Origin of the sequence: Lentzea alba, assembly GCF_011067745.1 — a bacterium.
Lineage (GTDB): Bacteria > Actinomycetota > Actinomycetes > Mycobacteriales > Pseudonocardiaceae > Lentzea > Lentzea alba.
The window spans coordinates 150,435-171,485 of record NZ_JAAMPJ010000002.1; the positions used below are offsets into that span (position 1 = coordinate 150,435).

The window sequence follows — 21,051 nt, forward strand, 5'->3', positions numbered from 1 at the left end:
TCAGCTGCCGTCGGCGAGGTGGATGCCGCCGGGCGTGATCACCCAGAGTGAGCCGTCGGGACCCGCGACCTCGTCCCGCGTGCGGCCGAGGTTGGTGTAGATCTTGCCGCCGTTGCCGTTGGTGTCGAGCTTGTACGTGCCGCCCTTGAGGGAGGCCATGTACAGCGAGCCCTTGTAGGTGGTGAGGCCGGACGGCGTGGCGGACGAGGTCGGCCACTGCTTGACCGGGTTGGTCATGCCGGCGGTGCCGCAGGAACCCTCGCACTTCGGCCAGCCGTAGTTCTTGCCGGCGTCGATCTTGTTGAGCTCGTCGACCTTGCTCGCACCGATGTCGGAGACGTAGAGCTGGCTGCCGACCCAGGTCAGGCCCTGGACGTTGCGGTGGCCGTAGGAGTAGACGAGCGAGCCGAACGGGTTGCCCGGCGCGGCCTTGCCGTCCTTGGTCATGCGCAGCACCTTGCCGCCCAAGGAGTTCTTGTTCTGCGCGTTGTCGCCGTTCTGGCCGTCACCGGTACCGGCGTAGAGGAACCCGTCGGGACCGAACTTGATGCGGCCGCCGTGGTGGTACTGCGAACCGCGCGGAATTCCGGTGACGATCGGCTTCGGGGCGCCGCCACCGATCTGCCAGGTGGCGATCCGGTTGTCGCTTCCGGTGGTGTAGTAGAGGAAGAGCGTCTTGTCCGCGGCGTACGAGGGCGACACCGCGATGCCGAGCAGGCCCGCTTCCTTGGTCACCGAGACGCCGGGGATGTCGCCGACCTTGGTGACCTTGCCGTCCTTGGTGATGGTGGAGACGGTCTTGGCGTCCTTCTGCGTGAAGATGCCGGTGCCGTCCGGCAGGAAGTCGATGCTCCAGGCCTGCTTGAGGCCGCTGGCGATGGTCTTGACGGCCATCGTGCCGACTTCGCCGCTCTCGGCCGCGGACGCCAGCGTGCCGCTGGACAGTCCTGCCGCGAGCGCGAGAACGCCGACGTATGCACTTCGACGAGCACCCATTGTGTTGACCCCTCAAACTTTCGCGTCGTGCGGCGACGGAGGAGGGCCCCCAGATACAACCACGGTGTGTAGTCATCGACGCATCCGCCGATCGGGTAACCCCTCCGATGACTTTAGGTAACTTTATGTACGGTCTAGACCTTGACCACTCGCACGTCATACGGTGTGGTTCGCCGCCGCGCCCCCACGGAAGTGCCGCGCGCCCGCTTTGGGCTCGCCGGCCCGGACCCGAGGAGTTGCGCCATGAACGTTGCCGTCACCACCACCGAGACGAAGCTTCCCGAGGTCAAGCGCGAGTGGGTCAAGCCCGACTTCCGCGACTTCGAGACGCCGATGGAGGTCACCGCCTACGCAGCTCGCAGCTGACGTCAGGCTTCTCCGGGGTTCCCGCCTTGCGCGGGAACCCCGGCCCCACTCCGAGGAGTTTCCGCCCATGACTGCCGTTCCTCCTGAGGAGTTCGTCGCCGAGCTCCGTGCCCTCGCCCCCCGGTACTGGGACAGTCACCCGTTCCACCTGCGCATGCACGCGGGCCAACTGAGCAAGCACGAGCTGCAGGCGTGGGCCGCGAACCGCTGGTACTACCAGCGCTGCATCGCGCAGAAGGACGCCGCGATCCTCTCCAACTGCCCGCTGCCCGACATCCGCCGCCAGTGGCGCGAACGGATCATCTGGCACGACGGCTCGCGACCGGGCGAGGGTGGCGCCGAGAACTGGATCCGCCTGGCCGAAGCCGTCGGGCTGACCAGGGAAGAGGTGCTCGACGAACGGCACGTGCTGCCCGGCACGCGGTTCGCCGTCGACGCCTACGTGAACTTCGCGCGCACTCAGCCCTGGGTCATCGCGGTCGCGTCCGGCCTGACCGAGATGTTCTCAGGCGCGTTGATGCGCAAGCGTTTGGCGGCCCTGCGGGAGCAGTACCCGTGGATCGCCGAGGAGGGTTTCGCCTACTTCACCAACCGCATCCAGGCGGTCGCCGGTGAGGGACGGGCCACCTTGGACATCGTGGTCGAGCACGCGGTGACCCGCGAGCAGCAACTGGCCGCGGTCGCCGCGCTGTCGTTCAAGTGCGACGTGCTGAGGGCCGTGCTGGACGCCGTCGACTACTACTCGGGCAAGGGCAAGCCGTGACGTCGGTCGTCGCGCTGGACGCCGTGCCGCACATCCGGCGCGGCGTGAAGTGCGCCTACGACCAGATCCGATCGGCGCACGTCGTCCTGTTCCCCGAGGGCGTGCTGGTGTTGAACGAGACCGCTGCTTCCGTTGTGTCGCTTTGCGATGGTGTTCGGTCGGTCGGCGACATCGCCCTCGTCCTGGGTGACGAGTACGACGGCGTCGAACCCGAGGACATCGCCTCGTTGGTTGCTCGCCTCGTCGAGCGGAGGGTGGTGGACGTCGATGGCTGAGGCCCCGTTCGGCCTGCTGGCCGAGCTGACGCACCGATGCCCGTTGCAGTGCGGGTACTGCTCGAACCCGGTCGAACTGGTGCGCCGCAACGCCGAGCTGTCGACCGACGACTGGCTGCGCGTGTTCGACCAGGCCCGCGCGCTGGGTGCGTTGCAGATCCACCTGTCCGGCGGCGAACCGTTGCTGCGACCGGACCTGCCCGAGCTCGTCGTGCACGCGAACAGCCTCGGCTGCTACGTCAACCTGGTCACGTCGGGAGTCGGTCTGTCCCGGGACAGGCTGCGGGACCTGGCTTCGCGCGGGGTCGACCACGTGCAGCTCTCCCTGCAGGACGCCACTCGTGAGGGCAACGACCGGATCGCGGGCATCAAGGCGTTCGACCGGAAGGTGGAAGCCGCGGCCTTTGTTCGTGACGAAGGCCTGCCACTCACCGTGAACACCGTGCTGCACCGGCAGAACCTCGACAACATCGCCGGCATCATCGCGATGGCCGAGGAGATGGGCGCCGAACGTCTGGAGCTCGCCAACACCCAGTACTACGGCTGGGCGCTGCGCAACCGAGCCGTTCTCCTGCCCACGCGCGAACAGCTGGCAGTGGCCGACCCGATCGTTTCCGCGGCTCAGGCGCGGTTGCGTGGGCGGATGGAGATCGTCTACGTCATCGCCGACTACCACGAGGCGCACCCGAAGCCCTGCATGTACGGGTGGGGCGCACGCCAGTTGACGGTGGCACCGAACGGCGACGTCCTCCCCTGCCCCGCCGCCACGGTGATCTCGTCGCTGAAGATCGAGAACGTGCGGGACTCTTCTCTGCACGAAATCTGGCACAACTCGCCTTCCTTCAACGCCTTCCGCGGCTTCGACTGGATGCAGGACCCGTGCCGCTCGTGCCCGCGCAAGGAGATCGACTTCGGCGGCTGCCGCTGCCAGGCGTTCCAGCTGACCGGTGACGCGGCCGCGACCGACCCGGTCTGCTCGTTGTCGCCCGCACGGTCCACTGTGGACCTTATTCTGGAGACCGAGATGGCGCCGTCCGAGGTGCCCGCGATGGCCATGAGGAAGATGAGTTGAAAGCGGTTCTGCTCGGCACGACGGCCGGTGGTGGCTTCCCACAATGGAACTGCGCCTGTTCTTTGTGCGTGCGCGCTCGATCCGGTTCGCTGCCGTCGCGCTCGCAGGACTGCCTGGCGATCAGCTGCAACGGCACGGACTGGTGGCTCGTCAACGCCTCCCCGGACATCCGCACGCAGATCGCTTCTTGTTCGCTGCTGAATCCCGGTCCGGGCCCGCGTGACACACCTTTGCGCGGGGCTTTGTTCACCGACGCCGAGCTGGACCACACACTGGGCCTGCTGACGTTGCGCGGCGGGGCTGATTTGACGGTGTGGGCTCCTGACGCGGTGCTGCACGCGTTGAAGGACCAGTTCGACCTGCGCACGGTGATCGACGGCTACTCGCCTTTGTCGTGGCGGTCGGCTTCCGGCCAGTTCGACCTCGGCGGGTTGCGCGTGTCGGTGATACCGATCAGCGACAAGCGTCCTAAGTACGCTCGCTCATCCACTGTGGACGGTCCCTGGGTGGTCGGGTACCGGTTTCTCGACGTGGTGACGGGCGGCGTGCTGGTCTACGCGCCCTGCCTGGCGTCGTGGCCCGCCGGGTTCGACGAGGTGGTGGCGTCGGCCGACTGCGTTCTGCTCGACGGCACGTTCTACGCGGCGTCCGAGATGGGTTCGGCGACCGGCAGCTCGTCGGGCCAGGCCTCGATGGGCCACCTGCCCATTTCTGCGAGCCTTCCTGAGCTGCGGCGATTCCCTCACGTTCGTCGTCTCTACACGCACCTCAACAACACCAACCCGGTGCTGGACCCGTCGTCACCCGAGTCGTTGAAACTACGTGAGGCGGGTGTCGAGGTTCCGCTCGACGGCACGGTGATCGAGCTTTAGCCAGGGCAGAATCGGCGAACGTCCGCCGGCCGCCCGCCTGATCGCGGAGCTGCCGTCGTTCGTGCGCAGGTGCTGGCCGAGTTGCTGACGTCGTTGCTCGACGGCAGCGCGGAAGCCGGCCGGTACGTCGTGCTCGCCACGATCCGCATCCCGAACCTCCAACGTCATCGTCAGGTCAGCTCATCGTGGTGGCTCTGGTCACGTGGGCGGGTGGGACGTTGCCCAGAGTCATCCGGTCGTGTTTGTGACGCATCACAATGGACGCGTGACTCCTGGGGATCTCCTCGCACTGGCCGCACAGTCCTGCGTGGACGCCGCGAAGCTGCTGCACGACGTTCAGGTCGACGTCTCGCCGAAAGGCACGTTCGACCAGGTCAGCACCGCTGATGTCGAGGTCGAGGCGTTCCTGCGCGCCGCCCTGGTCTCCGGCGCCCCCGGCTCGGCGGTGGTGGGCGAGGAACTGGGGAGTGCTTCTGCTCCTGTCACCTGGTACGTCGACCCGATCGACGGCACCAGGAACTTCGTGCGCGGCATCCCGCTGTCGTGCATCTCGGTCGCCGCGGCGGTGAATGGGCAACTGGTGGCGGGCTGCGTGCTCGACCCGTTCCGCGACGAGCTGTTCACGGCGGCTGACGGCGTCCCGTTCACCGTCCGCTCGACGGGCCTGGTGATTCCTCCAGGTTCCAGTCCCCGCCCACTCGTGCTGACCGACATCCCGTTGCCGGGCAGCCCGTACAGCGGCGAGATGCAACTGCTGGAAGACCTCTTGGCGGTGGCCGACGTGCGCCGCGTCTACTCGACGGCCCTGTCCCTGGCCTGGGTCGCAGCAGGCCGGGCGGACGCGGCGGCGAACCTGGGCATCCACCCGTGGGACGTCGCGGCGGGCGAGGTGCTGGTCCGCGCGTCCGGCGGCGAGTTCGTGCCCGTCGGCTCCGACGGTTTCGTGGCCGGCCGAGGTGAGATCGTCTCGTGGTTGGCCGAACGTCTGGAGGGCATCGTCTCGTGATCGATCTCAGCGGCAAAGTCGTCCTGGTCACCGGCGCCGGCGGCACCATCGGCGCGGGCATCGCCGCCCGGTTCGCGAACGCGGGCGCCCAGGTGGTGACACATCGCGGCCTGGCGGACGGCGACCTGCGCACCGAGGCCGAGCGCGTGGTCTCCGACGCCTTCGCCACCCACGGCCGATTGGACGCGGTCGTGAACAACGCGGGCGTGCAACCCGTGGACCCGTTGCCGGGCATGACGACCGGGCAATGGCAGTCCGTTGTGGACACGAACCTGACCGGTCCGTTCGCCGTCACCCAGGCCGCGGTCTCCTACCTGCCCTCCGGCGGCTCCATCACCCACATCGCGTCGATCGAGGGCACGCACCCGGCTCCTGGGCACGCCCACTACGCCGCCTCGAAGGCAGGTCTGATCATGCACGCGCGTGCGGCGGCGTTGGAGTACGGCCCGCGCGGCATCCGCGTCAACACGGTCTCGCCTGGTCTGATCGCCCGCCCCGGCATCTCTTCGGAGTGGCCGGAAGGGGTTGCCAGGTGGGAAGAAGCGGCCCCGCTGACCCGGTTGGGTTCCCCTCAGGACATCGGCAACGCGTGCGTGTTCCTGGCCTCGGAGCTGGCTTCGTGGATCACCGGCCACGACCTGGTGGTCGACGGCGGCGTGACGGCCCGCCCGACCTGGTAGTCACTGCGCGAGATAACCGCCGTCCACCGGCAAGATCGCCCCGGTGATGAACGAGGCCTGATCCGAAGCCAGGAACGCGATGGCCCGCGCCACCTCGACCGGCTCGCCAAGCCTGCGCATCGGGTGCATCGCCACCACCTCGTCGACGTACGGGTCACCCGCATCCTCGAGCTCGCGCACCACCGCCGTGCGAATCGTGCCGGGCGCGACGGCGTTGACCCGGATGTTGTGCGGCGCCCACTCCACGGCGAGGTGCTTGGTCAGCCCGGACGCCACGAACTTGGCGGGCCCGTACACGGCCTGCCTGGCCTGCCCCGCCATGCCGGAGATCGACGACGCACACGATCGAGCCGCCTTTCCCTTTCATGGCCTCGATCGCGTACTTGCAGGTGAGGAACATGCCCTTGCCGTCGACGTCCATCACGCGGTCCCAGTCGTCGCCCGTGGCCTCGGTGACGTCCATCAACGGAATCACGCCGGCGTTCGCCACCAGCACGTCGATCCGCCCCGACACGTCCACCGCGGCCTGGATCATGGCCCGCGCGTCCGCGTCGTCGGAAACGTCGCCCACGACCTTGGTGACGCCCTCCAACGAGACCAGCCCGTCCGCGTTGATGTCGGAGGCGACCACCGTGGCGCCCAGTTCGACGAACAGTTCGGCGGTGGCGCGACCGATCCCGCTGGCGGCACCGGTGACGACGCAGGTCTTGCCGGAGAGAGTCATGATCCTCAAGCTAGCGACGGCGCCAGAACACGTCATTCCGCCACGAGGTACCGATAGGACAGCGGCGTGAGGTTGGGCCGCACGATCCGCCAAGGATGGATCACCTGCAGCTCGCCTCCCGAAGCCGACGGCGGTGTGGCGGAGCGGTCGAGCACGATGCTGCTGACGATCAGCAGCATGTTGTTCGGGTACTCGCGCAGGTGGAGCTCGACTTCCTTCTTCGTCAAGATGATCTCGGAAGCGCTCGTCCACACCGTCGTGGTGCCCTTGACCTCGACGTACAGCCGTTGCTCGCCGCGTCGAGCATCAAGGTCGTAAGACTCGGTGGCTCCCACATCGGTGACGTCGTAGCCCTCCCCCGTGAGGTACTCCGTCGCCACCGCGACAGCCCGACGTTCGATCGCGATGCGTTCCGCCGAATCGAGGCGAAACCCCTGGCCTCGCCGAGCCTTCCCCGCGGAACGGTCGGCCTCGACCAGCGCGTCGACGATCTCCGGGGCCACGTCGTCAGCAAGACCGACCACGGGTGCGATGTCGTAGAGGTGGCTCAGGACGGAGGCGAGGAAGATCAAGTCGTCCCTGAGCACCTCCTCCGAGGGCAACGCATCCAGCGAGTACTCGAACGCCGCGACAGTTCCGGCCTCATACGCCGGCCCGAGCGTGTGTTTGGGAGCTTTGAGGGTTATCTGCTCGACCAGGTCAGGTCGTGCACGCAAACGGGCCGACAGAACCTCTCGCGCCCGCTGCGCACGCAGACGAGTGCCCTCCAGAGGTCGGCGTTTGAACTCGCCGTTCTGCCACTCGCTGGTGCCCTGCATCAACGACAGGTAGACGCTGTCGCCTTGAGCTCCGAACAGGTAGACGACGTACCACCCCTTCGTCGCCGAGTCCGAACGACTGGCCGAGTACACCCGAGCCCACGGAACCACGCTCTTGTTCCCGGTGGCGTCCCGCGCCTCGACGTCCCAGTCGTCCAACTCGACCGGCGCGTCCCGCTTGAGCACGGGCAACTGCTCGCGCAGCCAGTCCGCTACGCCCCCATGGATCAGGCGCCCCCGCTTCTGCATGGCGGGTGTGTTCTTCCAACTCCACTCGCGCTGAAGCAGCAAGACGTCGCGCAGAAGCTCACGCATGAGGAACGGGCCACCACCTTCACACGATCAGTAACCACAAGATCGTGCTTAGCCTGCCTGGGTGTTACCCGAACGAGTGAGCCGGGCACCCGCGGTGCTGTCGACTCAGTCGTTGAGATGGACGACACATGCCCGCCAACGCCGGTACCGGGTCGACTTCGAGGACGGCGCGGAGCCGGGACGGGCCCGGTATCACGGGGAGTTACAAGATCATCATGCGACAGCGCTTGCGCTGGTCAGCACCATCGCGAGCGGGTGAAGCGCGTGGTGCCCCCGACGGGATTCGAACCCGTACTGTGATCCTTTTAAGGGACCTGCCTCTACCGATTGGGCTACGGGGGCGCGGTGAGCCTAGGCCTTGATCGTCGGCCTGTGTGAGCGGATGGTCTTTTCTCGCCCGCCTGGCCCAGCGAATTGGACTAGAGCGAGCAGCCGGCTAAGCGTCGAACGGACCCGAACATCAGCGTGCCCTCCCCGCTCCGAGCAGCTCCTTGAAGCGGAGGGCGACCCAGTCGTGGACGGCTGCGGAGACCGAGTTGTCGCCTGCGCGGTGCTCGAACCAGCGCCAGTCGCAGTTCACGTTGATCTCCAGGAACACGTGGTCGGAGCCGGTGACGAGCAGGTCGAACGCCGCCACTTGCACACGCCAGTGCCGTGCCAACGCCAACAGCCGATCCGACAGAGAAGAAGGGACCGAGGTCGGCGTCACGCGCACGGCGTCGGGGTCCACCCAGAGCTGGGCCGGGTCGAGCTTGTCGACCTGGAAGGCGATGCAGCGCTCGCCCACCACGAACACGCGCAGCTCGGTGTCCGACGGCACGTACTCCTGGACGATCACCGGGGCTGGCTCGGGTGCGTCGGAGGCCCTAGACGTCTCCAACGGCCGTGGGAACAGGCCGTGCTGCACGCCTGGGCGCGGCTCCAAGAGATGACGGCCCGCGGTTTTGACGATGCAGCGTCCGCCGCCGGGGCGCGTACGGCCTGGACGGGTTGTCACGGCCGTGCGCGGTACACGCAGGCCGAAGGAAGCAGCGTCGGAAAGCTGCGTCAGACGGTCCAGATGCGTTGAGAAGCGCGATGGGTTCACATGTGCCCAGTCGGAGCGTGAGGACAGCCAGTTGGCCACTGAGGCCCACTGGTCGACCGCGTAGGCGCCGGCCAGGGTGCCGGGCTCGACGGGGACGGCGGAGAGTTCGAAGTGGCGGCGCCAGACCAGCAGGGGGCGCAGCAGCCAGCGGTCCAGTTCGATCAGAGGCTGGTCGGTGTAGACGGACAGCGGCAGGTCCACGCAGCGGTCGGCGTCGATGCGGGCCATGCGGATGCCGCGCTCGGCCAGGGCGATGGAGAGCTCGTTCATCTCCATGTCTGCGGCGCGCGCCAGCACCAGCACGCAGGGCTGGGGATTGCCGTCACCCTCGTCGACCATGCCGAGACGGTGGACCTGTTCCTGGAAGTCCAGGCATTTGGGCGGCGAGCGGAAGAGGTAGTCCTGACCCTGCAGCAGCAGCGGTCTGGCAGCCTCGGACGGGGCACCTGGCACCCGCCCGTCAGCCGACCTGCTCAATCGTCCTTCTTGCTGCGGAAACTCTGCCCCGCCTGCGCGTACTCTGCGGCGTACTGCGCCAACGCGGGGTCCTCGATCTCGCCGCGACGAAGCTGTGCGGCCAGCTCCTCGAGAGACATCGGGATCACCTCTCTCCCCACACGGCGAATCACGCATTCAGGTGATGCACCAGCGGTAGTCTCTGGTTCACGTAACGCAATGTCAAGACAGGCCCCGGAGCTTACTCCGTTTGGGCGCTCAAGTTCCGCCCTTGGACGAGCGAAGTGCCCCGAACGTGGTCACGTTCGGGGCACTTGGGCACTCACGCGGAGTAACGATCAGGACTGGACGGCGCGGTCGAAGTCCGACTTCGGGTCGTTGATCTGGCCCAGCGCCACGATCTCGCGGCCGTAGAACAGCGCCTGCGTCCAGTCCATCAGGACGCGGAGCTTGCGGTTCACGGTCGGCATGAACGCCACGTGGTAGCTGCGGTGCATGAACCATGCCGGCAGGCCCTTGAAGCGCATGCCGAACACGTCCGCCACGCCCTTGTAGAGGCCGAGGCCGGCGACCGAGCCGAGGTACTTGTGGAAGTAGTCCTTCGGCTTCTGGCCGCGCAGCGACGCGACGATGTTCTTGGACAGCAGCTTCGACTGACGGATGGCGTGCTGCGCGTTCGGCACGCACGTCGCCGTCGGGTCCTCCTCGATGCGCGAGAGGTCCGGCACCGCGGAGCAGTCGCCGGCGGCCCACACGCCGTCGAGGCCCTGGACCTGCATGGCGGCGGTGCACCGGACGCGGCCGCGCTCGTCGAGCGGGAGGTCCGTGTTGCGCAGCACCGGGTTCGCCTTCATGCCGGCGGTCCAGATGATCGTGTCGGAGTCGAACTCGGTGCCGTCGTCGAGAATGACGTGGCCACCCTCGAGCGACTTCACGCGGGTGTCGAGGTAGATCTTGATGCCGCGCTTCTCCAGCGCCTCGACGGTCCACGCGCCGAGCTTGGCGGACACCTCGGGCATGATCCGGCCCATCGCCTCGACGAGGACCCAGTTCATCTCTTCGGGCTTGACACCCTCGTAGTACCGAAGCGCATACCGCGTCATGTCCTCGAGCTCGGCGAGCGTCTCGATGCCCGCGAAGCCGCCACCGATCACGACGAAGCTGAGCAGCTTCTTGCGCAGGTCCGCGTTGTTCGTGCTCGCTGCCTGGTCCAGGCGCGACAGCACGTGGTTGCGGACGTAGATCGCCTCGCCGATCGTCTTCATGCCGATGCCGACCTCGGCCAGGCCGGGGATCGGAAGCGTGCGGGAGATCGCACCCAGCGCGGAGACGAGCACGTCGTACTCGATCTCCTCGACGTGGCCGTCGGACAGCTCGGCGGTCACGATCTTGCGCGCGTGCTCGATCTTGGTGACGCGGCCCGTGACGACATGGCAGCGCTTGAGCACCTTGCGCAGGGGGGCGACGACGTGGCGCGGCTCGATGGAGCCGGCCGCCGCCTCAGGCAGGAAGGGCTGGTAGGTCATGTGCGGCTGCGGGTCGATGACGGTGACCGACGCCTCACCGGATCGCAGCTTCTTCTGCAGTCCGAGAGCCGTGTACATCCCGACGTACCCACCGCCGACAATGACGATTCGCGTGGGTTGCGACTTCACAGCAGCCATACACATATGGTCGCACCAGGAGCCCCTTTTTCGCGCGTCCGGAGGGGCCGTTGTGACTACCGTCGCCGGGTGATGCCGAACACCCTCACCGCTGACCTGCACCTTGAGTGAGATTTGAGGTGTTCTCGCTGAGAGGGTCGATTCAGATCCTCAGCGCGACGACCGCGATCACGACCGTCAGAGCACCCAGTCCGAGCAGCTCGACGAGTCCGATGTTAGGCCCCGATGGGACGAACGCCGCGATCCCCGCGACAGCGAATGAGATCGCCTGGACAATGGCGAACCGGCGCGCTGGAGCTTTCAGCGCGGCGGGCTCGATTCTCGTTTTCACCGGAACGACCGCGGCCAACGCCGCCGTCACGTGAATCAGGTGCAGCGCCGGGATCATCAGCAGCACGCCGAGTCGCAACGGGTGCCCGTCGGCGAACGCCATCGCCACCGCCGCGTAGCCGATCAGCAACGCCGCGCCCGCGCTTCCCGGCATCAGCGCGGTGATCGCCGTCAGCACCGTCACGATGATCAGCGGCGCGATCGAGTCGGACTCCAGGTGCAGGATCAACGCCACGGGCACCGCGGCGAGCACTATCGCCAGTCGCATCAGCATTCCGGCGTCACCGCCACCCCGTGCCGGCTCATGCGCTTGAGCCGCAACCGGTGTTCCGCTGCGATCATCTCCGCCGCCACCTCACCCCACGGCGCCTCCGGATCAGGCCGCAACGGCAACGGCAACGTGTTGATCGCCAGCACCACGTGTCCGTGTTTGCGCGTCTGCACGGCCAGCTCGGCGATCTCGTCGTCGAGGAACGGCGACAGCAACACGACCACCGACCCGTGCGGGAGCTTCCGCAACGCCACGCGCGACGCCCACCCGGCAGCCTGCACGCACACGACGAGCTGCGTGCGGATCCGCATCAGGTGCCGACGGCCGACCCCGGACCGGACGTTGAGCTGCGGCCGGCTCAGGTCCATCAACGCCACCCGGTCGCCTTGCCGCAGGTACCCCGCCGCCATCGACGCCGCCCTGCGCACCGCGCGGTCCAGGCTGCCTCCAGGACGCGTCGTCGCCCCGTAGTAGGGCGACGCCCAGTCCGCCACGTTCGCGCCGACGTCGGTGCGCGTGTCGACGGCCAGCACGATCTCCGCGTCGGCCTCGGCGTGCCGTTCGCGGACGTGGACCGTGCCGGTGCGGGTGGTGACGCGCCAGTCGATGCGCTTGAGCCGGTCACCGGGCTGGAACGCCCTGATGTCGCGCAGTTCGGTGGAGTCGCCCGCGCGGGGCGAGCGGTGGATGCCGACCAGCCCGGCGGGGCGCGGTGGCAGCGGGCCGGACGGGTGGTGCTCGACCGGAGGCAGGATCGTGCGGACGTGTTCGGTGCCGACGATCGGGCCGTAGACGTGCATGCCGTCCGGGCCGGCGAAGAGGTGGTCCAACCGCAGGTCGACGCCGGGCCCCCACGCGTCCCGCCGGATCTCCACGGGCAGATCGGGCGAGTGCGCCGGGACCGCCGCGGGGCCGCCCGGCAGCTTGATCACCGCGATCTCCGCGTCCGCGCCGTCGACGTGCGCGACGGTGTGCACCACTCCGGCGCCCGCACCGCGCGGCACCGGACGGACGCTGACCGTCGGCGTGCCCGTCGGCTTCGACGTGAGCAACACGCTGAGCACCAGCGGCACGCCGAACAGCACCATCTCGACCTGGTGCAGGAACAGGCCGCCGACGACGAGCCCGACACCGAGCCACACCGCGCGCGAGTAGGCGTCCGTCGGATGCCAGTGCGCGCCGTGCGACCGGGCGAACGCGTCCCTGATCTTGTCCGCTCTGCTCATGAGCTGGGCGGGCCCGGAACCTTGCCGAGCAGCTCGGTGACCACCTGCACACCGCTGACACCGGACGTCCACGTCTCGGGCTTCATCACGAGCCGGTGCGACAGCACGGCGACCGCGCACTCCTTGACGTCCTCGGGCGTCACGTACGCACGTCCGTCCAAAGTGGCGACAGCGCGGGCGACGAGCACGAGCGCCTGCGCACCTCGTGGTGACGCGCCGACCTCGACAGACTGGTGCCGCCGCGTCGCCACGGCCAGATCGACGCAGTACCGCAGGAGATCGTCGTCCACTGTGGTCTTTTCCAGCTCGGCCTGAAGCTCCGCGAGGCGGCCTCGCGCCAGCACCGGCGGCACCTCGGCCTCTTCCCGCTGCCGCGCGATCCGCCGCCGCAGGACCTCGACCTCTTCCTCGGCGGGCGGATAGCCGATGTCGAGCCGCACCAGGAACCGGTCGAGCTGCGCCTCGGGCAACGGGTAGGTGCCCTCGTACTCGACGGGGTTCGAGGTGGCGAGCACGTGGAACGGCTTGGGCAACCCGAACGTGCGCCCCTCGACCGTGACCTGCCGCTCCTGCATGGCTTCCAGCAATGCGGACTGCGTCTTGGGCGGCGTCCGGTTGATCTCGTCGGCCAGCAGCAACCCGGTGAACACGGGCCCCTGGTGGAACTCGAACTCGCGGCTGCCGGGGTCGTAGAGGAACGACCCGGTGACGTCCGCGGGCAGCAGGTCCGGCGTGCACTGCAGGCGGCGGAAGTCGAGGCTCAACGCCTGCGCGAGCGACCGCGCGATCAACGTCTTGCCGAGCCCCGGCACGTCCTCCAGCAGCACGTGCCCACCGGCCAGCACGGCCGCCAGCGCGAGTCGGACCGTCCGCGTGCGCCCGACGACGACCTTGCCGATCTCGTCGAGAACGGCCTTGGCCTCCAGTTCAATGCTCACTCGACCCTCCTGAGCCTTTCGGCGAGTTCCTTCGGGTCCGGCATCTCGGATGCCTCGATCCCCAGTCGTGCGAGCCGGGCGCGGAACCGTTCCTGGTAGCGCCGCGGGTTCTCCGCCGCCTCGGCCAGCCTGCTCGCGAGCGTGCTGGCGTGCGCGGAACTGATCGAGCCGGGTGGCGGCGGTGCCGAGCTCCACACGATGTCCGTGGCCCGCGGCAGCCTCGTGAGCAGCACGCCGAACGCGGTGGGCGGCACGGCCAGCGCCGTCGCCCAGAACGGCGAGGCGCCGAACCACCAGATGACGACGCCGATGATCACCCCGACCACCAGCGCGAGCGCGGTTTTCATGCCAGCTCCCGGACGATGCGGCTCAACTCTCGTTGCGCCTCTTGAGCTTGCTCCGCGGTCACGTCCTCATGCCCGAAGCGCGCGCGTTGGTACAGGTCCTTGAGAACGGCGGCGTCGACGCCGAGCTTCTCGGTGAACTCGGTCGGCGTCTGGTGCGGCAAGCGCTGCTCGGCCTCCTCCAGCGCGAGCCAGGCGGCGATCACGGCATCGCGCGGCGGCCGTTGCGGGTGCTCGGTGAACTCCTGCAACGCCTTCTCGACGCGCTGGACCGCCGACACGGTCGGCGCGAGCTCGAAGTCCTCGATCTCCACACCGCGCACACCGCGGCGGCGACGCCAGCGCGGCAGCTCGAGCGCGAGGATGATCCCGACCAGTCCGAACAGGACGAGCCCGGCGAGGAACAGCAGCAACGCCGTGAACGGCACCGCCACCACGTCCGGCAGGTGCTGCGGCACCACGACGTCGAGCGCCGGCGACGAGTCCTGAGGCGGCGCGCGGTCGTCCAGGCGGTTGACGAGCGTGATCGGCGACGAACCGCTGGCCGCCACGACGACGATCAGCAGCGCCGCCACCGCGACCACGGCTCGCCACCACTTCATGCTGGTCAGCCTTACACGGTTCGCCGCCGTTGGGATGATCCTTTTGGCCAACTCGAAGGTCTCAGACCGGAAACGGCAGGAACCTCCAGACCGGCGCCCGCGGATCGACGTCGACGAGGTGCGGCACGACCTTGCGCAGCGCCGCTGACTGCTCGCCGATGCGCTTGCGCACGACGTGGCCGCTGCCCCCTCCCTCGGGGACGTCTCGCTCGGGGCCCAGGCCGAGGGCGACGTAGAGGGTGCTCAGGCCGGCGTAGGCGCTCCGCTCGCGCACCCACACCGTGGTGCTGACGCCGCGGTCGGGTCCGTATCCGCTCCACACGTTGATCTCGACGCTCAGCCTTCCCCGCTCGTACCGGAGACCGCCGTGCTGGAGGTAGCCGCTGGGTTCGATGGTGTGGGGGCCGGTGAACCCGTGCTTGTCGACCAGGAACGAGAACGCCGCCGGCCCCTCGGTCCACAGCACGTGTGCGGGACTCCGCTTCCCCATCAGCTCACCGCCCTCCGCAGCACGTCCTGAAGCATCTCCTGGGTGAGCTTCCCGGTGAAAACGTTTTGCTGTCCGGACTACCCGGATTCACGAACGTCGACCTCGATGCGCGGCCACGGGAACAGCCTCACCCTGACCGACACGTCCGCCTTGCCCTTCGGCCGCACACTCTTGGTGAGCACCATCGCGACAAGGAAGTAGGTCCAGATGAGCAGCACACTGAGCAGAGCTACGAACGCCAAGGGGCCGGCACTCGCCACGAGCTCACCCATCTGAGACCACATGCGGCACCTCCGCCGACCGCACCTCCGCGTGAGGTGCCCTCAAACGGGAAAACGCCTCTGCGGCTGGCCGAGGCGGCTCATGTCACAGAGGCGTGCGAGGTTGCAGGTCTTCTACTTGCTCGTACGTACATGCCCGCCCAGGCAGTTCAACGTTCCTACGCGTCAGAGCGGAGACCACCCGAATGGGCGCAAGCCACTGCTCGCGCTGCCTGTTTGAACGTGCAGCCCTTCAGCAGAGTTCCCGCTCTGACGTGCCAACGTTGTTCACGAGCTCACGCTCACCGCCCTCCGCAGCACGTCCTGAAGCATCTCCTGGGTGAGCTTCCCGGTGTAGGTGTTGTGCGGCGACACGTGATAGCACCCGAACACCCGCAGCCCGCCCATCTCCACCTCCACCCCGTGCCCGAACTTGGGCCGCTCCGGCCCCAGCAACGGCAGGAACGCCTTCCACCCGAACCCGCCGAGCACCAGCACGGACCGCAGGTTCTTCATCAGCGCGATCTCCTCGCGCAGGAAGGGCGAGCACCGGTCGCGTTCCTCGGCCGTCGGCTTGTTGTCCGGCGGCGCGCACCGCACGGGCGAGGCCATCCGCACGCCGCGAAGCTCCATGCCGTCGTCGCGCGCCCACGCGTGCGGCTGGGAGGCCAGCCCGACCTCGTACAACGCCCGGTAGAGGAAGTCGCCGGAGGGATCGCCGGTGAACATCCGCCCCGTCCGGTTTCCCCCGTGGGCGGCGGGGGCGAGGCCCACGATCAGCAGCGAGGCGTCCATGGGGCCGAAGCCCGGGACCGGCTTGCCCCAGTACTCCTGATCGCGGAACGCGGCGCGTTTTTCGACCGCGGCCAACTCGCGCCACGCGACCAGGCGCGGGCACGCTCGGCAGGCCGTTATTCGATCGTCGAGTTCCGTAGTGTTGCTCCTATGTCCGAGGAGAAGACCGAAGAGAAGCCCGAGACTCCTGCTGATGATCTGGTCACCACCCAGCACAGCATCACCGTCAAGGGCCGCGAGCTGAACTACACCGCCGTCACCGGGCGTGTCGTGCTCAAGGAAGAAGTGCTCAAGGACGGCGTGTTCGAGGGCCACAAGCCCAAGGCCGAGGTGTTCCTGACCGCGTACACGCTCGACGGCGCCGACCCGCTGAAGCGGCCGGTCACGTTCGCGTTCAACGGTGGGCCCGGATCCGCCAGCCTGTGGCTGCACATGGGGCTCCTCGGGCCGCGCAAGGTGCTGAGCGGAGACGTCGGCAACCTGACGGCGCCGCCGTACGGGATCGCGGACAACGAGGAGTCACTGCTCGCCGAGAGCGATCTCGTGTTCATCGACCCGGTGTCGACCGGGTTCTCCCGGGCCGCGAAGGGCGAGAAGCCCGCCAACTACCACGGCTACCAGCCCGACATCGACTCGATCGCCGAGATCATCCGGCTGTGGACGTCGCGCAACGGCCGGTGGATGTCGCCGAAGTTCATCTGCGGCGAGTCGTACGGCACGCTGCGCGCCGCCGGTCTGGCCGAGCAGCTGCAGAAGAAGTACGGCATGTACGTCAACGGCCTCATGCTGATCTCCTCGGTGCTGGACTTCGCGACGCTGGAGTTCAACGAGGGCCACGACCTCGGCTACACGCTCTACCTGCCGACGTACGCGGCCATCGCGCACTACCACGGCCTGCACGGCGACCGTCCGCTCAAGGAGGTGCTCGCCGAGGCCGAGGAGTTCGCCGCCCGCGACTACCCCTACGCGCTGGCTCGCGGCAACCGGCTCTCCGACGTCGAACGCGCCGCCACGATCGAGAAGCTCGCCCGGCTCACCGGTCTGACCGAGGAGTACGTGGACGCGGTCGACCTGCGCATCGAGCACATCCGGTTCTTCACCGAGCTGCTGCGCCGCGACCGCAAGACCGTCGGCCGCCTCGACGGCCGCTTCACCGGGTGGGACAAGGACTACGGCCGCGAGGAGATCTCCGCGGACCCGTCCATCGACGCGATCCTCGGCCCGTACTCGGCGGTGATCAACCACTACCTGCACGCCGAGCTCGGGTACTCCAACGACCTGCCGTACGAGACCCTCGCCTGGTCGGCCATCGAGAAGTGGTCGTACAAGGAGTTCGAGGGCCGGCACGTCACGACCGCGGGCAAGCTCTCGGCGGCGATGCGGGCGAACCCGCACCTCAAGGTCCACGTCGCGTTCGGCTGGTACGACGGCGCCACGCCGTACTTCGCGGCCGAGCACCTCATCGCGCACCTGCAGATCCCGAAGGAGCTCACCGCGAACATCGAGTCGGCCTACTACCCGGCCGGCCACATGATGTACGTCCACGAGCCCAGCAGGATCCAGCAGTCCGAGGACCTGGCCGCCTTCGTCCGCAACTCGTCCAACACGTGATCCTCACCCGATCGAGTGGTTGATGAGGGGAGCTTTCATAAACCTGGGGTTTATGAAAGCTCCCCTCATCAAGCAGGTGACCGAAATTGTCAGGGGTGCTGGGCACCATGTCCTCATGGAGCGAGGGACGTGGGATCGTGTCGACGGTGAGCTGTGGAAGCACAGTCGCTTCGGCGTGGTCAGGGCATCGCTTCTCGAGGCCCTCGGTATCAGCCAGACAACGACATATCGACAGTGCCAGCCCGGTGGACGATGGCGTCACCTCCTGCCCGGCGTTGTGCTGCTGACCCGGTCCTTGCCCACAGCGCGTCAGCGGATCGAAGCAGCACTCACGTTCGCGAAGCACGAGGCCGTGATCACCGGCTTCCAGGCGGCGCGCCTGTACGGCCTTCGAACCGGACCAGACCCGCAGTTCGTACACCTGCTGATCCCACACGAGAGCCGCGTACTCAGCTCCGGATTCGCAGTCCTGGAGCGCACGAGATTCCTTCCCAAAGCGAAGTGCCGAGACGGTGTACCACTGGCTCCGCCGACACGAGCAGTGTTGGACGGTGTTCGCCGTATCCGGGAGCTCGATGCTGTACGAGCCCTTCTGATCGAATCGGTCCAAAGCGGACTAACCGATGTGGACAGCCTTCGCGGTGAACTGGACGTCGGAACGAAGCGCGGAACCGCGTTGCCGAGACGAGTGCTGGACGAGATCGGTCTGGGGGTGCGGTCAGTCGCTGAAGCCGACACGTTGGAGATCTGGCACCAAGCAGGCTTGCCCACACCACATCGGAACGTCGTCATCGTTGACGCGGACGGTGCCTACATAGGCATGCCGGACACGTGGTGTGACGAGGTCGGACTCGCCTGGGAGATCGACAGCAACGAGTTCCATTACAGCAAGGACACCTACGCAAGAACCCTGGAGCGCAACTCCAGGTACGCCTCAGTTGGCATCAGCGTCGTGCAGACACTCCCGTCGCGTCTGCGCACAAAGCCTGATGCAGTGATCGCGGAACTGCGTGCGGCCTACGCTGCCGCGCAAGCACGGACACGACCGGCGGTGAGCATCAAAACGACGGGAGCGACGTGAGCGGGTCTCAGGTTGATGAGGGGAGCTTTCATCAACCTGAGGTTTATGAAAGCTCCCCTCATCAACCTCCTTGGAGGCAACGTGATCCTCGACCTGTCCGACGACAGCGTCCTGCGCGAGCTGTGGGCGGTGCAACGGCTGGCGTACGCCGTCGAGGCCGAGCTCATCGGCTTCGACGGCATTCCGCCGCTGCACGAGACTCTCGAAGAGCTCAGGGCGTCAGAAGAGACCTTCCTCGGCGTGTACGACGAAGAAGGGCTCGCCGGTGCGGTGTCCTACCAGCTCGTCGGATCCACTGTGGACATCTGTCGGCTCGTGGTGCACCCGAGGGCACATCGCCGCGGCATCGCATCCCAGCTTCTCGACGCGCTGCCGGACGGACCTCAGATCGTCAGCACCGGTACGAAGAACGAGCCGGCGCTGAACCTCTACCGCCGGCGCGGGTTCGTCGAGGTCGGCACGCGCGAGATCGCCCCAGGGGTGACGATCACCGAGCTGAGTCACGAGTGATCATCTTTCTCAACGGGACGTCCAGCTCCGGCAAGTCGAGCATCGCCGAGGAGCTCCTGCAGGTGCTGGACACGTGGTACTTCCACCTGAGCATCGACGCGTTCGCCTCGATGTGCCCCGGCGACCGGGTGATGGAGCTCGACGAGCCTGAGCTCAACGCTTTCCTGCGCCGCATGAGGGCGGGCTTCCACCGCTCGGTGGCGGCCATGGCGCAGGCCGGCAACGACGTCGTGGTCGACCACCTGTTCAGCGAGCCCTGGAGGCTCCAGGACTGTCTGGAGGTGCTGGAGGGCCTGGACGTCGTGCTCGTGGGCGTTCATTGCTCTCTGGAGGAGCTGGAGCGGCGTGAACAGGCCCGGGGTGACCGGACGCCTGGCATGGCCGCGAAGCAGTTCCAGGTCGTCCACCAGCACGGGCTCTACGACTTCGAGGTCGACACGAGCACCAGCAGCCCACGCGAGTGCGCGGAAGCCATCAAGGAGTTCCTGGGTCGGGCACCGGCGTTGCGGGCGTTCGACGAGCTGCGTCTGCGGTGACCTCCCGCCGCTGGCGCCGCTTGGAGTCGACGCGTTCGCCCGTCTCGGCGTCGAGGTACTGCACGCGCATGAACTTGATGCGGGAACCGGGGATGACCACGCGTTCCCAGTCGCGGCCGATGATCGTGACCTTCTTCTCATCGCCGCCGGTGACGGGTTCACCGACGTAGGTCAGCTTCGTGCCCTCCAGGACGATCTCGCGGGTGTCCGGGTCGCCTGCCGCGTCGTACGAGCGCAGGAAGCCGAAGAACGAGGTGCCGTCCTCGATCATCACGTGCACCCAGCAGAGGGCGTTCTCGGGACGATCCTCGCGGAACACCTTGACCCAGGCGGACTGCTTGCCCATCGACCGCGGCTGGCGGCGTGTGCGGGCCAGCGCGGTGTCGAGCGACAGGGCCAGCGCGCACGCCAGCATGAGTTCCGCGACGACGCTGTAGCCGATGAGCACCACGTGTTGCTTGGCGTAGGTGGGCTGGGTGAGCAGCGCCGGTACGTCGACGACGAGCCTCCAGCCGAACCACGACGTCGTGGCGGCGTGCAGGGTGAGCAGTATTGCTGTCGAGGCGAGTGTGAACCCGAGACTGCCGACCGCGATGCGCGATGCTTCGTGGAACGCCGACTCCCTCGCACCCGCCCGCCGCCGCTCGCGCAGGAGCTCGAAGACGATGCCAGGGGCGACCAGCGCGAGAAAGGAGGCGAGTGCCCCGATCGTCTGGGGGACCACTAGTCGACAGTGCCGGATACCGGAGGTGGCAGGAGAGTCTCCGAGTCGTGTTGGCACATCGGGTGCGAGGTAGGCGATCCGCAGCATTGAGGTGTGACAGGTGGATCCTCGCGATCCAGCGGCTTGGCCTCGTCGTCGGTGATCAGATCCTTGACCTTGTCGAGGATGTCGCCGAGGAACCCCTCGCGGGTGCCACCGCCAGGACCGTCGTCGGGCTTCGTCATACCGACTCCACAGGT

General features: G+C 67.6%; 26 protein-coding genes, 1 tRNA gene and 1 pseudogene. 11 read left to right on the plus strand and 17 right to left on the minus strand.

Annotated features, from left to right (window positions below; all coding sequences use genetic code 11):
- Complete coding sequence (locus G7043_RS08990) at nucleotides 1–996, minus strand: PQQ-dependent sugar dehydrogenase (protein WP_166045133.1); 996 nt, start codon at nucleotides 994–996, stop codon at nucleotides 1–3.
- Nucleotides 997–1,239: 243 nt separating this feature from the next.
- On the opposite strand from G7043_RS08990, the gene pqqA reads away from it, so the two are divergent.
- The 7 genes from pqqA to G7043_RS09025 all read left to right on the plus strand — a co-directional run bounded on the left by pqqA (nucleotide 1,240) and on the right by G7043_RS09025 (nucleotide 6,030).
- Entirely contained in the window at nucleotides 1,240–1,362 is a 123-nt protein-coding gene (gene pqqA, locus G7043_RS08995; RefSeq protein ID WP_166045134.1) for a pyrroloquinoline quinone precursor peptide PqqA, read from the plus strand.
- A 67-nt stretch (nucleotides 1,363–1,429) separates the two neighbouring features.
- Nucleotides 1,430–2,125 (plus strand): pyrroloquinoline-quinone synthase PqqC, encoded by a 696-nt coding sequence (gene pqqC / locus G7043_RS09000; RefSeq protein WP_166045135.1) that lies wholly within the window; start codon nucleotides 1,430–1,432, stop codon nucleotides 2,123–2,125.
- Complete coding sequence (pqqD, locus tag G7043_RS09005) at nucleotides 2,122–2,400, plus strand: pyrroloquinoline quinone biosynthesis peptide chaperone PqqD (RefSeq protein WP_313887764.1); 279 nt, start codon at nucleotides 2,122–2,124, stop codon at nucleotides 2,398–2,400. The genes pqqC and pqqD overlap by 4 nt, the downstream gene beginning before the upstream one ends.
- Nucleotides 2,393–3,472: a pyrroloquinoline quinone biosynthesis protein PqqE gene (gene pqqE / locus G7043_RS09010; RefSeq protein WP_166045136.1), complete on the plus strand. Its 1,080-nt coding sequence runs from the start codon at nucleotides 2,393–2,395 to the stop codon at nucleotides 3,470–3,472. The genes pqqD and pqqE overlap by 8 nt, the downstream gene beginning before the upstream one ends.
- The gene (pqqB, locus tag G7043_RS09015) at nucleotides 3,469–4,344 is read left to right on the plus strand and encodes a pyrroloquinoline quinone biosynthesis protein PqqB (protein WP_166045137.1); all 876 of its coding nucleotides are present in this window, start codon (nucleotides 3,469–3,471) and stop codon (nucleotides 4,342–4,344) included. The genes pqqE and pqqB overlap by 4 nt, the downstream gene beginning before the upstream one ends.
- Nucleotides 4,345–4,609: 265 nt before the next feature.
- Nucleotides 4,610–5,350, plus strand: a complete 741-nt coding sequence (locus tag G7043_RS09020) for an inositol monophosphatase family protein (RefSeq protein WP_207310905.1) — start codon at nucleotides 4,610–4,612, stop codon at nucleotides 5,348–5,350.
- The gene (locus G7043_RS09025; RefSeq protein ID WP_166045139.1) at nucleotides 5,347–6,030 is read left to right on the plus strand and encodes an SDR family NAD(P)-dependent oxidoreductase; all 684 of its coding nucleotides are present in this window, start codon (nucleotides 5,347–5,349) and stop codon (nucleotides 6,028–6,030) included. Before G7043_RS09020 ends, G7043_RS09025 begins: the two co-directional genes overlap by 4 nt.
- On the opposite strand, the pseudogene G7043_RS09030 reads toward G7043_RS09025, so the two are convergent.
- The 14 genes and pseudogenes from G7043_RS09030 to G7043_RS09090 form a co-directional block, all read right to left on the minus strand.
- Nucleotides 6,031–6,790 (minus strand): annotated as a pseudogene (locus G7043_RS09030) (SDR family NAD(P)-dependent oxidoreductase).
- On the minus strand, nucleotides 6,787–7,887 hold the full coding sequence (locus tag G7043_RS09035; RefSeq protein ID WP_166045140.1) for an MrcB family domain-containing protein: 1,101 nt from the start codon (nucleotides 7,885–7,887) through the stop codon (nucleotides 6,787–6,789). Before G7043_RS09035 ends, G7043_RS09030 begins: the two are co-directional and overlap by 4 nt.
- A gap of 265 nt (nucleotides 7,888–8,152) precedes the next feature.
- Nucleotides 8,153–8,229: transfer RNA gene (locus G7043_RS09040), tRNA-Leu, on the minus strand.
- Nucleotides 8,230–8,347: 118 nt separating this feature from the next.
- Nucleotides 8,348–9,451, minus strand: a complete 1,104-nt coding sequence (locus G7043_RS09045; protein WP_242642076.1) for an ATP-grasp domain-containing protein — start codon at nucleotides 9,449–9,451, stop codon at nucleotides 8,348–8,350.
- Nucleotides 9,448–9,570 carry a hypothetical protein gene (locus G7043_RS49285; RefSeq protein ID WP_269083663.1) on the minus strand — a complete coding sequence of 41 codons (123 nt, stop codon included), beginning with the start codon at nucleotides 9,568–9,570 and terminating at the stop codon, nucleotides 9,448–9,450. The genes G7043_RS09045 and G7043_RS49285 overlap by 4 nt, the downstream gene beginning before the upstream one ends.
- 198 nt (nucleotides 9,571–9,768) lie before the next feature.
- Nucleotides 9,769–11,094 (minus strand): NAD(P)/FAD-dependent oxidoreductase, encoded by a 1,326-nt coding sequence (locus G7043_RS09050; RefSeq protein ID WP_166045141.1) that lies wholly within the window; start codon nucleotides 11,092–11,094, stop codon nucleotides 9,769–9,771.
- A 142-nt stretch (nucleotides 11,095–11,236) separates the two neighbouring features.
- Nucleotides 11,237–11,698: a hypothetical protein gene (locus tag G7043_RS09055; protein ID WP_166045142.1), complete on the minus strand. Its 462-nt coding sequence runs from the start codon at nucleotides 11,696–11,698 to the stop codon at nucleotides 11,237–11,239.
- A complete protein-coding gene (locus G7043_RS09060) occupies nucleotides 11,692–12,921 on the minus strand; it encodes a DUF58 domain-containing protein (RefSeq protein ID WP_166045143.1) in 1,230 nt (409 codons plus the stop codon). The genes G7043_RS09055 and G7043_RS09060 overlap by 7 nt, the downstream gene beginning before the upstream one ends.
- On the minus strand, nucleotides 12,918–13,859 hold the full coding sequence (locus G7043_RS09065; protein ID WP_166045144.1) for an AAA family ATPase: 942 nt from the start codon (nucleotides 13,857–13,859) through the stop codon (nucleotides 12,918–12,920). Before G7043_RS09065 ends, G7043_RS09060 begins: the two co-directional genes overlap by 4 nt.
- Nucleotides 13,856–14,206: a hypothetical protein gene (locus tag G7043_RS09070; protein ID WP_166045145.1), complete on the minus strand. Its 351-nt coding sequence runs from the start codon at nucleotides 14,204–14,206 to the stop codon at nucleotides 13,856–13,858. The genes G7043_RS09065 and G7043_RS09070 overlap by 4 nt, the downstream gene beginning before the upstream one ends.
- The gene (locus tag G7043_RS09075; protein WP_166045146.1) at nucleotides 14,203–14,805 is read right to left on the minus strand and encodes a DUF4129 domain-containing protein; all 603 of its coding nucleotides are present in this window, start codon (nucleotides 14,803–14,805) and stop codon (nucleotides 14,203–14,205) included. The genes G7043_RS09070 and G7043_RS09075 overlap by 4 nt, the downstream gene beginning before the upstream one ends.
- A 61-nt stretch (nucleotides 14,806–14,866) precedes the next feature.
- On the minus strand, nucleotides 14,867–15,295 hold the full coding sequence (locus G7043_RS09080; RefSeq protein WP_166045147.1) for a hypothetical protein: 429 nt from the start codon (nucleotides 15,293–15,295) through the stop codon (nucleotides 14,867–14,869).
- 77 nt (nucleotides 15,296–15,372) lie between these two features.
- The gene (locus G7043_RS09085; RefSeq protein ID WP_166045148.1) at nucleotides 15,373–15,579 is read right to left on the minus strand and encodes a hypothetical protein; all 207 of its coding nucleotides are present in this window, start codon (nucleotides 15,577–15,579) and stop codon (nucleotides 15,373–15,375) included.
- Between the two features lie 264 nt (nucleotides 15,580–15,843).
- Nucleotides 15,844–16,470 carry a uracil-DNA glycosylase gene (locus G7043_RS09090; RefSeq protein ID WP_390827112.1) on the minus strand — a complete coding sequence of 209 codons (627 nt, stop codon included), beginning with the start codon at nucleotides 16,468–16,470 and terminating at the stop codon, nucleotides 15,844–15,846.
- A gap of 30 nt (nucleotides 16,471–16,500) precedes the next feature.
- Between G7043_RS09090 and G7043_RS09095 the strand changes: the two genes are divergently transcribed.
- The 4 genes from G7043_RS09095 to G7043_RS09110 are packed head-to-tail and all read left to right on the plus strand — an operon-like array spanning nucleotide 16,501 to nucleotide 20,088.
- Nucleotides 16,501–17,961, plus strand: a complete 1,461-nt coding sequence (locus G7043_RS09095) for a S10 family peptidase (RefSeq protein WP_166045150.1) — start codon at nucleotides 16,501–16,503, stop codon at nucleotides 17,959–17,961.
- 52 nt (nucleotides 17,962–18,013) lie between these two features.
- Nucleotides 18,014–19,042, plus strand: coding sequence for a hypothetical protein (locus tag G7043_RS09100; RefSeq protein ID WP_242642077.1), 1,029 nt, complete (start codon nucleotides 18,014–18,016; stop codon nucleotides 19,040–19,042).
- Between the two features lie 45 nt (nucleotides 19,043–19,087).
- On the plus strand, nucleotides 19,088–19,552 hold the full coding sequence (locus G7043_RS09105; RefSeq protein WP_166045151.1) for a GNAT family N-acetyltransferase: 465 nt from the start codon (nucleotides 19,088–19,090) through the stop codon (nucleotides 19,550–19,552).
- A complete protein-coding gene (locus tag G7043_RS09110) occupies nucleotides 19,549–20,088 on the plus strand; it encodes a chloramphenicol phosphotransferase CPT family protein (protein WP_166045152.1) in 540 nt (179 codons plus the stop codon). The genes G7043_RS09105 and G7043_RS09110 overlap by 4 nt, the downstream gene beginning before the upstream one ends.
- Here the strand turns inward: G7043_RS09110 and G7043_RS09115 are convergent.
- The gene (locus tag G7043_RS09115) at nucleotides 20,027–20,812 is read right to left on the minus strand and encodes a DUF6338 family protein (RefSeq protein WP_166045153.1); all 786 of its coding nucleotides are present in this window, start codon (nucleotides 20,810–20,812) and stop codon (nucleotides 20,027–20,029) included. The two genes, G7043_RS09110 and G7043_RS09115, sit on opposite strands and share 62 nt — an antisense overlap.
- A complete protein-coding gene (locus tag G7043_RS09120; protein WP_166045154.1) occupies nucleotides 20,812–21,036 on the minus strand; it encodes a hypothetical protein in 225 nt (74 codons plus the stop codon). The genes G7043_RS09115 and G7043_RS09120 overlap by 1 nt, the downstream gene beginning before the upstream one ends.
- Nucleotides 21,037–21,051 lie beyond the last annotated feature (15 nt).